The 12,671-nt window shown below is 61.9% G+C and carries 10 protein-coding genes and 1 pseudogene; 6 read left to right on the top strand and 5 right to left on the bottom strand.

Features of this window, described 5'->3' with window-relative positions; all coding sequences use genetic code 11:
* Positions 1 to 60 precede the first annotated feature (60 nt).
* Both madL and madM read left to right on the top strand, forming a co-directional pair.
* Positions 61 to 453, top strand: a complete 393-nt coding sequence (gene madL, locus BM300_RS19405; RefSeq protein ID WP_072346252.1) for a malonate transporter subunit MadL — start codon at positions 61 to 63, stop codon at positions 451 to 453.
* A gap of 5 nt (positions 454 to 458) precedes the next feature.
* Entirely contained in the window at positions 459 to 1,223 is a 765-nt protein-coding gene (gene madM / locus BM300_RS19400) for a malonate transporter subunit MadM (protein WP_072346254.1), read from the top strand.
* A 110-nt stretch (positions 1,224 to 1,333) separates the two neighbouring features.
* Here the strand turns inward: madM and BM300_RS19395 are convergent, their stop codons facing one another.
* The gene (locus BM300_RS19395) at positions 1,334 to 2,248 is read right to left on the bottom strand and encodes a LysR family transcriptional regulator (RefSeq protein WP_092150724.1); all 915 of its coding nucleotides are present in this window, start codon (positions 2,246 to 2,248) and stop codon (positions 1,334 to 1,336) included.
* Positions 2,249 to 2,540: 292 nt separating this feature from the next.
* Here BM300_RS19395 and BM300_RS19390 point away from each other — a divergent pair, with 292 nt between their 5' ends.
* Positions 2,541 to 3,158 (top strand): PAQR family membrane homeostasis protein TrhA, encoded by a 618-nt coding sequence (locus BM300_RS19390; RefSeq protein ID WP_018609564.1) that lies wholly within the window; start codon positions 2,541 to 2,543, stop codon positions 3,156 to 3,158.
* Positions 3,159 to 3,198: 40 nt separating this feature from the next.
* Here the strand turns inward: BM300_RS19390 and BM300_RS19385 are convergent, their stop codons facing one another.
* Both BM300_RS19385 and BM300_RS19380 read right to left on the bottom strand, forming a co-directional pair.
* A complete protein-coding gene (locus BM300_RS19385; RefSeq protein ID WP_092150727.1) occupies positions 3,199 to 3,918 on the bottom strand; it encodes a 16S rRNA (uracil(1498)-N(3))-methyltransferase in 720 nt (239 codons plus the stop codon).
* A 206-nt stretch (positions 3,919 to 4,124) separates the two neighbouring features.
* Positions 4,125 to 5,531, bottom strand: coding sequence for an adenosylmethionine--8-amino-7-oxononanoate transaminase (locus BM300_RS19380; RefSeq protein ID WP_092463673.1), 1,407 nt, complete (start codon positions 5,529 to 5,531; stop codon positions 4,125 to 4,127).
* A 224-nt stretch (positions 5,532 to 5,755) separates the two neighbouring features.
* Here BM300_RS19380 and BM300_RS19375 point away from each other — a divergent pair, with 224 nt between their 5' ends.
* The 3 genes from BM300_RS19375 to BM300_RS19365 all read left to right on the top strand — a co-directional run bounded on the left by BM300_RS19375 (position 5,756) and on the right by BM300_RS19365 (position 9,501).
* Positions 5,756 to 7,519, top strand: coding sequence for a flavin monoamine oxidase family protein (locus BM300_RS19375; RefSeq protein ID WP_092463670.1), 1,764 nt, complete (start codon positions 5,756 to 5,758; stop codon positions 7,517 to 7,519).
* 801 nt (positions 7,520 to 8,320) lie between these two features.
* Positions 8,321 to 8,872, top strand: coding sequence for a cytochrome b (locus BM300_RS19370; RefSeq protein ID WP_092150736.1), 552 nt, complete (start codon positions 8,321 to 8,323; stop codon positions 8,870 to 8,872).
* Between the two features lie 32 nt (positions 8,873 to 8,904).
* A complete protein-coding gene (locus BM300_RS19365) occupies positions 8,905 to 9,501 on the top strand; it encodes a YceI family protein (protein ID WP_063323987.1) in 597 nt (198 codons plus the stop codon).
* A gap of 243 nt (positions 9,502 to 9,744) precedes the next feature.
* Here the strand turns inward: BM300_RS19365 and BM300_RS19360 are convergent, their stop codons facing one another.
* Positions 9,745 to 11,613, bottom strand: a complete 1,869-nt coding sequence (locus BM300_RS19360) for an RNA helicase RhlE2 (protein ID WP_170862076.1) — start codon at positions 11,611 to 11,613, stop codon at positions 9,745 to 9,747.
* A gap of 261 nt (positions 11,614 to 11,874) precedes the next feature.
* Positions 11,875 to 12,656: pseudogene (locus tag BM300_RS19355) on the bottom strand (substrate-binding periplasmic protein).
* Between the last annotated feature and the right edge of the window lie 15 nt (positions 12,657 to 12,671).

The raw sequence follows: 12,671 nt of genomic DNA, 5'->3' as shown, positions 1-12,671 counted from the left end.
ACTCAAGCTGGCGAAGCACAAAAACAACAACTTCGACGATGCACTTTGAGGACTACAACAATGATTATCTACGGTGTGGCATTTTTGGCCTTTTGTACCCTGGCGGGTATTTTTATCGGTGAACTGCTGGGCAAATTGATCGGCGTGCCGGCCAACGTCGGCGGCGTCGGCATTGCGATGCTGTTGTTGATCGGCCTGGGCAGTTACCTGAGCAAGCGTGGCCTGTTCAAGGGCAAATCCGAGGCCGGCGTGGAATTCTGGAGCGCGGTCTACATTCCCATTGTGGTGGCGATGGCGGCGCAGCAAAACGTCTACGGCGCGCTCAAGGGCGGACCGATGGCGATCCTGGCCGGAACCCTGGCGGTGGTGATTGCCTTTGCGTTGGTGCCGGTGCTGGTGCGCATTGGTAACAAAGGGCCCCAGGGCAACGTCTCCGTTAAGACGGTCGGGTGATTGCCATGTACGAATCCATGATGAAAGTCATCACCGGCTACGGCCTGATCAGCGGTTTTGCGATTGTCGGCATCACCATGTGGGTGTCCTACTGGATCAGCAACACGTTCACCAAAGGTCGGCTGCATGGTTCGGCCATCGCCATTCTCCTGGGGCTGGTGCTCTCCTACATTGGCGGGGCTATGACGGGTGGGCAGAAGGGGGTGGTGGACATTCCGCTGCTGTCCGGGATTGGTTTGCTGGGCGGTGCGATGCTGCGGGACTTTGCCATCGTCGCCACGGCGTTTGGCGTGAGTATCGAAGAACTCAAGCGCGCCGGTTTCGTCGGGGTGCTGGCGCTGTTCGTCGGGGTCGCTACGTCGTTCATCGCTGGCGTGGGCGTGGCGATGGCGTTCGGTTACACCGACGCGGTGAGCCTGACCACCATTGGCGCCGGGGCGGTGACCTACATCGTCGGGCCGGTGACCGGGGCGGCGATTGGTGCCAGTTCCGAGGTGATGGCGTTGTCCATTGCCGCCGGGTTGATCAAGGCAATCCTGGTGATGGTAGCGACGCCGTTCGTGGCACCGTTGATTGGCCTCAACAATCCGCGCAGCGCGGTGATTTTCGGTGGCCTGATGGGCACCTCCAGCGGCGTGGCCGGTGGCCTGGCGGCCACCGATCCGAAACTGGTGCCATATGGCTGCCTGACGGCGGCATTCTATACGGCGCTTGGGTGCTTGTTGGGGCCTTCGTTGTTGTTTTTGATCATGCGGGGGTTGATGGGGTAGGGCCTGGTCTCTTTGTCGACAGGACTGTCCCATCGCGAGCAGGCTCGCTACCACAGTTGACCGCGTGTCCCTGTGGGAGCGAGCTTGCTCGCGATGAAGGCAACACGGTCTCAAGCCTGGCGGTTGGCATACATCCGGCACTCAGCCAACAGCGCCAGCAGATTCGGATCACGCTCCTTGGCCTTCAGGAACACCACGCCAATGCGCTGTTGTAGCCGATACCTTTCCTGCAACGGGATCAATTTCACCCGGTTTTCATACACCGCCGCAATTCGTCCCGGCAGCAACGCGTAGCCCACCCCGGAGCTGACCATGCTCAGCAGGGTGAAGATGTCGTTGACCTGCATTGCCACCTTCGGTTCGAACCCCGCCTGCTTGAACACCCGGATACCGTCCTGGTGCGTGGCAAAACCCTGGGTCAGGGTGATGAACGTCTCGTCGCGCACCTCGGCCAGATCGACCTCGCTGCGCCGGGCAAAGGGCGAGTCGGCCGGCGTGGCGAGGAAGATGTCATCGCAAAACAGCTCGATATGCTCACAGTCCGGGTCGTTCACGCTGTCGTCCAGGGAGATCAGGATCGCGTCCACTTCCATGTTCTTGAGCTTGTAGAGCAGGTCGATGTTCGAGCCCAGGATCAGGTCGATATTGAGCTCGCTGCGACGGATTTTCAGGCCCATGATCAGTTGCGGCACGGTCTTGACCGTCAACGAATACAGCGAGCCGAGCTTGAAGCGTTCGGCGGAGAAACCGGCGGCTTCGCGGGTCAGGCGTACGCTTTCGACCACGTCCTGGATCAGCTTCTGCGCCCGCTCTTCCAGCACGTAAGCACTTTCCAGCGGCGTGAGGTTGCGGCCTTCGTGCTTGAACAACGGGCAGCGCAGGGCGCTCTCCAGCGAGTGAATGGCCCGGTGCACACTGACATTGCTGGTCTGCAACTCGGCTGCCGCCCGCGCCAGGTTGCCGGTGCGCATGAAGGCCAGGAACACCTCGAGTTTCTTCAGGGTCAATTCTTCGTCGATCAGCATGGGGTGGGCTCTTATTCGTATCGCCCGATTGTGCCCCAATCGACTCTTTTTGGAGGGGTTAATCTGTGGCGAGGGGATTTATCCCCGCCGGGCTGCGCAGCAGCCCCAATTCTGCCGCATCACCGTGTCAGGCAAATTGCATTCAACTGTATTGGGGCCGCTTCGCAGCCCAGCGGGGATAAATCCCCTCGCCACAGGGTGTCGTGTGCCCTGAGGACTACAGCAAACCATTGCACTTTGCAGCGCCAGGCCTGAGCCTTGGCGTCTGCTCTGGAATGTGAGGTGGGACTGGATGTATCACGGAGAACGACTCAATGCCTGGACGCACTTGGTCGGGGCGGTGGCGGCTTTTATCGGGGCGGTGTGGTTGCTGGTGATTGCCGGGATGGCGGGCGATCCGTGGAAGATCGTCAGTGTGGCGATCTACGGGTTCACCCTGCTGGTGCTGTACAGCGCTTCGACGGTTTACCACAGCGTGCGCGGGCGCAAAAAAGCGATCATGCAGAAGGTCGATCACTTTTCGATCTACCTGCTGATCGCCGGCAGTTACACCCCGTTCTGCCTGGTGACCCTGCGCGGGCCGTGGGGCTGGACCTTGTTCGGGATCGTCTGGGGGCTGGCGCTGATAGGGATACTGCAGGAGATCAAGCCACGCTCCGAAGCGCGGATCCTGTCGATCGTCATCTACGCGGTGATGGGCTGGATCGTGCTGGTGGCGGTCAAGCCGCTGCTGGCGGCCCTGGGCAGCGCCGGGTTTGCCTGGCTGGCCTCGGGCGGCGTGTTGTACACCGTGGGCATTATCTTCTTCGCCCTCGACCATCGGCTGCGCCACGCCCATGGCATCTGGCACCTGTTCGTGATCGCCGGCAGCCTGCTGCACTTCGTGGCGATTCTGTTTTATGTGCTCTAATCCCTGAGCAACCTGGATTCAATGTGGGACCTGCGGCGGCTTAGAAATCCCCCCACAACTGCTGCGCCACCGCCAGCGCCACCACCGGCGCGGTTTCGGTGCGCAGCACGCGAGGGCCGAGGCGGGCGGCATGGTAGCCGGCGGTCTTGGCCTGTTCGACTTCGGCGTCCGACAAACCGCCTTCAGGACCAATCAGGAACGCCAGTGTCGACGGTTTGTCATGGCTGGCCAGCGGCTCGGCCACCGGATGCAGCACCAGTTTGAGCTCGGCCTCGGTCTGCTTCAGCCAGTCGGCCAGCAGCAGGGGCGGGTGGATGATCGGCACGCTCGAGCGCCCGCATTGCTCGCAGGCACTGATTGCCACCTGGCGCCAGTGCAGCAGGCGCTTGTCGGCGCGCTCGTCCTTGAGGCGCACTTCGCAGCGTTCGCTGAAAATCGGCGTGATCTCGCTGACCCCCAGCTCCGTGGCTTTCTGGATCGCCCAATCCATGCGCTCGCCTCGGGACAAGCCCTGGCCGAGGTGGATGCGCAGCGGCGATTCAGGTTGTCCGGCGAACTGCTCGTCCAATTGCACCCGCACGCGTTTCTTGCCGACTTCGGCCAGGGTGCCGCGAAACTCCTGGCCCGAGCCGTCAAACACCTGCACCGCATCGCCTTCGGCCATGCGCAGCACACGGCCGATGTAGTGGGCCTGTGCCTCGGGCAGTTCGTGGTCGCCGAGGCTCAGGGGCGCGTCGATGAAGAAGCGGGACAGTCTCATGTCGGATCTCTGAAAAAGTTAACGGTGCTATGAGGCCCCCCACACCTGTGGCGAGGGGATTTATCCCCGTTGGGCTGCGAAGCAGCCCCAAATACATCCAACGCGATTTGCCTGAAGCACTGGGGTATCCGGTTTTAGGGCTGCTGCGCAGCCCAACGGGGATAAATCCCCTCGCCACAATGGTGTTCCAACAGTGCATCGCGATATCAGCCCGGATCGCGATAACCGGGATGAAAGTCCTTCGGCACCGCCACGCTGACCTTGTCCCGGGTGGCGATGTCGATGCCCTCGCTGGCCACTTCGGCCAGGAAATCGATCTGCTCCGGGGTGATGACATACGGCGGCAGGAAATACACCACGCTGCCCAGTGGGCGCAGCAAGGCACCACGCTCCAAGGCATGCTGGAACACACTCAGGCCGCGCCGTTCCTGCCACGGATAAGCGGTTTTGCTGGCCTTGTCCTTGACCATCTCGATGGCCAGCACCATGCCAGTCTGGCGCACTTCGGCGACGTTCGGGTGATCGGCCAGGTGCGCGGTGGCGCTCGCCATGCGCTGGGCCAGGGCCTGGTTGTTTTCGATGACGTTGTCGTCCTCGAAGATATCCAGCGTCGCCAGGGCCGCCGCGCAGGCCAGCGGGTTACCGGTGTAGCTGTGGGAGTGCAGGAAGGCGCGCAGGGTCGGGTAGTCGTCGTAGAAGGCGCTGTAGACCTCGTCGGTGGTCACGCACGCGGCCAGCGGCAAGTAACCGCCGGTCAGGGCCTTGGACAGGCAGAGGAAATCCGGCATGATGCCGGCCTGCTCACAGGCGAACATCGTCCCGGTACGGCCAAAGCCGACGGCGATTTCGTCGTGGATCAGGTGCACGCCATAGCGATCGCAAGCCTCGCGCAGCAACTTCAGGTACACCGGGTGGTACATGCGCATGCCGCCGGCGCCCTGGATCAGCGGTTCGACGATCACTGCCGCCACCGTGTCGTGGTGCTCGGCCAGGGTCTGTTCCATGGCCGCGAACAGGTTGCGCGAATGTTCTTCCCAACCCATGCCTTCAGGGCGGTGGTAGCAGTCGGGGCTCGGCACCTTGATCGTGTCCAGCAGCAACGCCTTGTAGGTTTCAGTGAACAACGGCACATCGCCCACCGACATCGCCGCGATGGTTTCGCCGTGGTAACTGTTGCTCAGGGTGACGAAGCGCTTCTTGTCCGGCCGACCGCGATTGATCCAGTAGTGGAAGCTCATCTTCATTGCCACTTCGATGCAGGACGAGCCGTTATCGGCGTAGAAGCACCGGGTCAGGCCTTCGGGCGTCATCTTCACCAGGCGCTCGGACAGCTCGATCACCGGCTGGTGGCTGAAGCCGGCGAGAATCACATGCTCCAACTGATCGACCTGGTCCTTGATGCGCTGGTTGATGCGCGGGTTGGCGTGGCCGAACACGTTGACCCACCAGGAGCTGACGGCATCGAGATAGCGCTTGCCTTCGAAATCTTCCAGCCACACGCCTTCACCGCGCTTGATGGGGATCAGCGGCAGCTGTTCGTGATCTTTCATCTGGGTGCAGGGATGCCACAGCACCGCGAGGTCGCGTTGCATCCACTGGTTATTCAGGCCCATTAACAGTCTCCTCGAGGCGGCTCGCGGCGGGCGCGGGCAAAACAATCGCGCAAGCCTATGCAATGGCGGCCCTGGGGACAACCCATTGTGTCATCGCGGCGACTTTGAGCGAGGCGATAGACGCCGCTGGCGGCGCTTTGATGGCTGACGTATTCTTCGCGGCTCTTCTGGGCTGTCTGGCTCGAAAAACTGAAATTACCTACGTTTACTCCGGAGTTCGTTGAATGTCTGCTGGTTGGCTGCGCGCCTGTGCGCTGGTGATGATAGGGCTGTTCAGCGTTTCGGCGCTGGCCAAGGACAAGCAACCGACGGCCATCGTCATCGGCGGCGGCCTGGCGGGACTCACGGCGGCCTATGAGCTGCAGAACAAAGGCTGGGTCGTGACCCTGCTGGAAGCCAAGCCGAGCTTGGGCGGTCGTTCAGGCATGGCCACCAGTGAGTGGATCGGCAACGAGAAGACCCAGCCGGTGCTGAACAAATACGTCTCCACATTCAAGCTGAGCACCACGCCGGCGCCGGAGTTCGTGCGCACCCCCAGCTACCTGATCGACGGCACCTACTTCACCGCTGCGGACCTGGCGACCAAACAGCCGGCCACGGCTGAAGCCCTCAAGCGCTACGAAACCACCCTGGACGAACTGGCGCGCTCCATCGAAGACCCGCAGAACCCGGCGGCCAACAACACATTGCACGCGCTGGACCAGATCACCGTGTCCAACTGGCTCGACCGTCTGCAACTGCCGGCCACGGCGCGGCAGTTGGTGAACCAGGAGATTCGCACCCGTTACGACGAGCCTTCGCGTCTGTCGCTGCTGTATTTCGCCCAGCAGAACCGCGTCTATCGTGGCGTGTCCGACCGCGACCTGCGGGCCTCGCGCCTGTTGGGTGGCAGCCCGACCCTGGCCCAGGCGTTCGTCAAGCAACTGAAAACCATCAAGACCAATTCGCCCGTGTCGGCCATTTCCCAGGACAAGGACGGGGTGACCGTCAAGGTTGGCGCCGTTGGCTATCAGGCTGACTACGTGGTGCTGGCGGTGCCGCTGCGGGCGCTGAACAAGATCCAGTTGACCCCGGCCCTGGATGCCCAGCATCAAGGCGCGATCAAGGGCACCAACTACGGCTGGCGCGACCAGATCATGCTCAAGTTCAAGACCCCGGTCTGGGACAGCAAGGCGCGCATGTCTGGCGAGATCTACAGCAACACTGGCCTGGGCATGATGTGGATCGAGCCGGCCATGAAGGGCGGCGCCAACGTGGTCATCAACCTGTCCGGCGACAACGCCCGGGTGATGCAGGCTTTCGGCGACAAGCAGATGGTCGACCAGGTACTGATCCGTCTGCACGCGTTTTATCCCCAGGCCCGTGGCGCGTTCACCGGCTATGAAATCCGCCGCTACAGCACCGACCCGTCCATGGGCGGCGCGTACCTGGCCTTTGGTCCGGGCCAGATCAGCAAGTACTGGCGCCTGTGGGAAAAACCATTGCAGCGCGTAGCCTTTGCCGGTGAACACACCGACACCCTGTATCCGGGCACCCTGGAAGGCGCGCTGCGCAGCGGCCAGCGGGCCGCCAGCCAGGTTGAAGACCTGGCGGCGGGCAAGTCGTTTGAACCGGTCAAGGTCGCGCCTGCTGCAACGGCGGCAGCTGCCGGTGCGGTGACGGCGAAGAAGGGCAACTTCTTCAGCAACCTGTTCGGTGGCTCGGATGACGAGAAGAAGCCGGAGCCGGTCAAGGCACCGGAGCCGGTAGCGCCGCCTCCAGCGCCTGCACCGACACCCGCCCCAGCGCCTGCCCCGGTTGCGCCACCCGCGCCTGCCCCGGTGAAAGTCGAACCCGCCAAGAAAGCCACGGCCAAGCCTGCGGCGAAAAAACCGGCGGCCAAGACCCCAGCCAAAAAAGCCCCGGCCAAGGCTCCGGTAAAAAAGGCCGAGCCGGTGAAGAAGCCAGCAGTCAAACCGACGACGGCTACTGAGACGAAGGCTCAGTAACGATCAGGCGGAAAGAACGCGACTCAAGGACCTAATGCTGTTCACTTAAGGCAATCGACAAACCCGTGGCGAGGGAGCTTGCTCCCGCTGGGCCGCGAAGCGGCCCCAAAACCGGCCAAATGCGGAGCATCAGATACACCGCACCTGCCGGTTTACGACTGCTTCGCAGCCGAGCGGGAGCAAGCTCCCTCGCCACAGGGCCATCATTTTTCTTGAGTGAACCGCATTGGGCTCAAGGGCCGTGTTTTTTATCCAGCATCGAGCGTACCGGCGCCGCCACCTAAAGCGCGGCTCAAGGGTCTAGCACTGTTCGCTCAAGGCTTGTCTGAATCATTGTGGCGAGGGAGCTTGCTCCCGCTGGGCTGCGTAGCAGCCCCTTTTTGTGAGCGCTTCGCACTCAAGCGGGAGCAAGCTCCCTCGCCACGGATTCATCGCCACACCCAGAGCCCGGCGTTGTACAACGAGCGCCAACGTCCTATACGCCGCGGTGATATATCGGAAACTTCCCACCTATTAACAGGATGGAAGTGATAGAGCGCACCAGTCATCGGCCCTAGGCTCCTTAATACACATGCTTCATGGCACAAAACCGCCGTGAGCAGGCTGCGATAGGGCCCTTTCCATCACGCGATCACTGCTTGCGCCGGTCGCCATCACCCACCATTTCCCCCTTTAATCTTTCCTTAACCCACCTCTCCCAGACTGATCATCGTATTTCTCGATATTTCAAAGCGAAAATTTCCGCTTTAAATCGATAGATAACTCGCTAGTCTTGGACGCAGTTTTTACAGGATATGAGCAATGCAGCTACGCAACTCTTCTTCTCGTTATGGCTGGGTCAGTATCACCCTGCACTGGGGCATTGCGCTGGTGGTGTATGGGTTGTTCGCCCTGGGCCTGTGGATGGTCGGCCTGGATTACTACAGCACCTGGCGCAAAGACGCGCCAGACCTGCACAAGAGCATTGGCCTGGTGCTGCTGGCGGTCATGTTGCTGCGGGTGATCTGGCGTTTCGTCAGCCCGCCGCCACCGACCCTGCCAACCTATGGCCGCCTGACCCGCGTCGGCGCCAAGCTTGGCCATAGTGCTCTGTATCTCGGGTTGTTCGCCGTGATGATCGCCGGTTACCTGATTTCCACCGCAGACGGTGTCGGGATCCCGGTGTTTGGTTTGTTCGAAGTCCCCGCGCTGGTGTCCGGACTGCCCGATCAGGCAGACGTCGCTGGCGAGATTCACCTGTACCTGGCATGGGCGTTGGTCATTTTCTCCGGCCTCCATGCGTTGGCAGCATTGAAACACCACTTTATCGACCGTGACGCGACCCTCAAGCGCATGCTGGGACGCCAAGCCTGATGTTCAACCTCGACTCCAAAGGAATAGAAAGCATGTTGAAAAAGACGCTCGCCGCCCTGGCAATCGGTTCTGCCCTGCTGTCAGCCGGCCAGGCCATGGCTGCCGACTACGTGGTCGACAAGGAAGGCCAGCACGCCTTCGTCGACTTCAAGATCAGCCACCTGGGCTATAGCTACATCACCGGTACCTTCAAGGACATCGACGGCAAGTTCAGCTTCGACGCCGCCAAGCCAGAAGACAGCAAGATCGAGTTCAACGTACGTACCGCCAGCGTGTTCACCAACCACGCCGAGCGCGACAAGCACATCGCCAGCAAGGACTTCCTGGAGGTGTCCAAGTACGCCGATGCCAAGTTCGTGTCCACCAGCGTCAAATCCACCGGTAAGAATGCCGCTGGCAAAGAGACTGCCGACGTGACCGGCGACCTGACGCTGCACGGCGTGACCAAGCCAATCGTGGTCAAGGCCACCTTCCTGGGTGAAGGCAAGGACCCATGGGGCGGCTACCGTGCCGGCTTCGAGGGCACCACCAGCATCAAGCGTTCCGACTTCGGCAAGATGATGGACCTGGGTCCACAATCCGACGCCGTTGAGCTGTACATCTCGTTTGAAGGTGTCAAAGCGAAGTAACCTTCGCACTGACAAAAAACGTCCCTGGTCTTGCGATCAGGGGCGTTTTTTATTACGCGGATTCGGGCAGCACAGAAAACCCTGTGGGAGCGAGCTTGCTCGCGATGGCGTCTTGCCGGTCGACTTGATGCTGACTGACATACCGCTATCGCGAGCAAGCTCGCTCCCTCATTTGGATTGTGTTGGACCAAAAAAAGCCCCAGGTCGCGAGACCTGGGGCATTTTTTCAACGCTTGGAAAAACTCAGCGATTGCGCGTCAGCAATGCCGGTTTTTCGCCCCGTGGACGGCTTGGCAGTTGATCCAGCTGTTCAGGCGTCGGGAAACGATCGGCTTTCGATTCCTTGTGCATGATCTTTGGCTGGTTGCTGCGCGGGTTCTGCACGGCGGGTTCCTGACGAGGCTGGTCCTCACGGGCCGGACGGCGCGGGCGGGTGTCATCGCGGCGAGCCTGACCGTCACGCGGGGCACCGTTGCGTGGGCCGCTGCGCTTGGCCGGTGGCGTGCCGGTGGACGAGCCGTTGCTGTTGCGCGGGCCATTCTGGCGACCTTGTGGCTGGCCGCTGCGCGGCGCGCCTGCAGTTGCACCCTGTGCCGGGGCACCCGGGCGACGACCACGGCCCTGGGCCGGTTTCTGCTGGGGCACGTAGTCGACGCGGTTACCGAAGTTATCGATATCGTCGTCCAGGAACTCGTCCGGGGCACGATCAGCCGCGGCGCGCGGGGCTGGACGCTGCTGTTCACGGGCTGGCGTGCCTTCGCGGGGCTTCTGTTCGCGGGCTGGGCGTTCGCCGCGGCCATTGCTGTTGCTGGCCGATTTTTCCTTGCCCTTGTCCTTGCCTTTGTCTTTGCGGCCACCGCCACCACCGCCGCCATTCGGACCGTCGCCACGCGGGCCACGGGCATTGCGCGGATTGCGCACGTCCGGACGTTCGCGCACTTCAGGCTTCTCGGCCTCGATGGTGCTGGCATCGAAGCCCATCAGGTCGCCATCGGCGATTTTCTGCTTGGTCATGCGCTCGATGCTTTTGAGCAGCTTTTCTTCGTCCGGTGCGACCAGCGAGATCGCTTCGCCCGAGCGACCGGCCCGGCCGGTACGGCCGATACGGTGCACATAGTCTTCATCGACGTTCGGCAGTTCGAAGTTGACCACGTGAGGCAGTTGGTCGATATCCAGGCCACGGGCCGCGATGTCGGTGGCCACCAGAATGCGCACTTCGCCGGCCTTGAAGTCGGCGAGGGCTTTGGTGCGGGCGTTCTGGCTCTTGTTACCGTGGATCGCCACAGCCGGCAGGCCATGCTTGTCCAGGTACTCGGCCAGGCGGTTGGCGCCGTGCTTGGTGCGGGTGAACACCAGGACCTGTTCCCAGGCACCGGCGGTAATCAGGTGCGCCAGCAGAGCACGCTTGTGGCTGGCCGGCAGGCGGAAGACGCGTTGCTCGATGCGCTCGACCGTGGTGTTCGGTGGCGTGACTTCGATGCGCTCCGGGTTGTGCAGCAGCTTGCCAGCCAAGTCGGTGATGTCCTTGGAGAACGTCGCCGAAAACAGCAGGTTCTGACGCTTGGCGGGCAGGCGAGCGAGGACTTTCTTCACGTCATGGACAAAGCCCATGTCGAGCATGCGGTCGGCTTCGTCCAGCACGAGGATTTCCACGTGGGACAAATCGACGCTGCCCTGGCCGGCCAGGTCCAGCAGGCGACCGGGGCAGGCCACCAGTACATCGACGCCACGGGACATGGCCTGGACTTGGGGGTTCATGCCCACGCCGCCAAAAATGCAGGCGCTGACGAACTTCAGGTCGCGAGCGTAGACCTTGAAGCTCTCGTGTACCTGGGCCGCCAGTTCGCGGGTTGGGGTCAGGACCAGTACGCGCGGTTGGCGCGGGCCATGACGCTGGGACTTGTCTGGGTGACCGTTGGGGAACAACCGCTCCAGGATCGGAAGGGCGAAACCGCCGGTTTTACCAGTACCTGTCTGCGCCGCGACCATCAGGTCACGACCTTGCAACACGGCGGGAATGGCCCGCTGTTGCACGGGGGTAGGCTGGGTATAGCCGGCGGCTTCGATGGCGCCGACTAAAGCCTCGGAGAGACCGAGGGAAGCAAAGGACATGAGTAATCCTGTTTTAGTGAGGGCCTGGCCCAATGGGATAGTCTTGCCTGGCGCGAATGACGTTCAACATGGAAACGTCATCCCGTCCGGTCCTGCCGGGTCTGAAAGACGGGTCCGGACAGGGCTCGCGCGGGCTGGAAGCTGCGCTGTAGCGGTGTCGGGATGCCTTTTGCAAGACCGGGCGTCCGGGCGTGAGCCTGGCGGGAAGGCCGGAGTATAACAGAGCAAACGCCGTGCGCCGCTTTCCTGCTGCTCAACGGTTTATTTCAACGTTGACCCAGGCCGGGCGAGATGACCTTGGCCACTGGGCCGGTACCGTAGCGGGCGCTCAGTTCGGCATAGGCGGGTTCGCGCTTGAAACGCTTGAGTTCGGCACTGAAGCGTTGCACCAGCAAATCCATCCCGGCATTGCGCCGCACCGCCAGGTATTGGCTTTGGCGGCTCACGACCATCGGGTTTTCGGTAATCTGGTCGCCCAACTGCATGTGTTCGAGCACATGTCGGCCCACCCTGCGGTCGGTGATGAGCAGGTCGATGCGTCCCAACTGCAACTTGCCGAAATTGGCTTCGTGGGTTGGCGCCGTTTCCCGGGTGAACAGGGTCGACTCACTGAAGGCCTGGCTGTAGAGATAACCGGGTGAGGTGCCGACGGTCAGGCCGCGCAGGTCATCGAGCGTGCGAAACGGATGGGGCCGGGCATTGGCGTAGAACATCACGAACTCTACGTCCGACAGCGGTTCGCTGGGGTAAAGCAGCATGGCATCGCGTTCATCGCTGTGGAAAATGTCCAGCGCACCGTCCGCCAACCCCTGCTCCAGCATCACCAGGCAACGCTTCCACGGCAGGAACTGCCATTCCACGTCGATACCCAGGCGCTTGAAGACAATGGCCGTGGTTTCGTAGTCCAGGCCCAGCATCTTGCCGTTCTCTTCGTAGACATACGGGGCCCAGGGTTCGGTGACAATGCGCAACTTCTCGGCCCGGGCAGTCATGCTCAGGCACAAGAGGAGAAGGGCTGTCAGTAACCGGGCAATAACGGGCATGGCCTGAGGTTACGA

It is taken from the genome of Pseudomonas sp. NFACC46-3, from assembly GCF_900114515.1.
GTDB classification, from domain to species: Bacteria; Pseudomonadota; Gammaproteobacteria; order Pseudomonadales; family Pseudomonadaceae; genus Aquipseudomonas; species Aquipseudomonas fluorescens_Q.
This window is presented reverse-complemented; position numbering and strand designations above follow the sequence as displayed.

What these genes read in the sequence shown, in the direction of transcription:
- BM300_RS19375 (WP_092463670.1), top strand. Translation starts at nt 5,756, where the DNA reads ATGTCTGCTGGTTGGCTGCGCGCCTGTGCGCTGGTGATGATAGGGCTG.
- BM300_RS19385 (WP_092150727.1), bottom strand. Translation starts at nt 3,918, where the DNA reads ATGAGACTGTCCCGCTTCTTCATCGACGCGCCCCTGAGCCTCGGCGAC.
- BM300_RS19360 (WP_170862076.1), bottom strand. Translation starts at nt 11,613, where the DNA reads ATGTCCTTTGCTTCCCTCGGTCTCTCCGAGGCTTTAGTCGGCGCCATC.
- BM300_RS19395 (WP_092150724.1), bottom strand. Translation starts at nt 2,248, where the DNA reads ATGCTGATCGACGAAGAATTGACCCTGAAGAAACTCGAGGTGTTCCTG.
- BM300_RS19390 (WP_018609564.1), top strand. Translation starts at nt 2,541, where the DNA reads ATGTATCACGGAGAACGACTCAATGCCTGGACGCACTTGGTCGGGGCG.
- madL (WP_072346252.1), top strand. Translation starts at nt 61, where the DNA reads ATGATTATCTACGGTGTGGCATTTTTGGCCTTTTGTACCCTGGCGGGT.
- madM (WP_072346254.1), top strand. Translation starts at nt 459, where the DNA reads ATGTACGAATCCATGATGAAAGTCATCACCGGCTACGGCCTGATCAGC.
- BM300_RS19370 (WP_092150736.1), top strand. Translation starts at nt 8,321, where the DNA reads ATGCAGCTACGCAACTCTTCTTCTCGTTATGGCTGGGTCAGTATCACC.
- BM300_RS19380 (WP_092463673.1), bottom strand. Translation starts at nt 5,531, where the DNA reads ATGGGCCTGAATAACCAGTGGATGCAACGCGACCTCGCGGTGCTGTGG.
- BM300_RS19365 (WP_063323987.1), top strand. Translation starts at nt 8,905, where the DNA reads ATGTTGAAAAAGACGCTCGCCGCCCTGGCAATCGGTTCTGCCCTGCTG.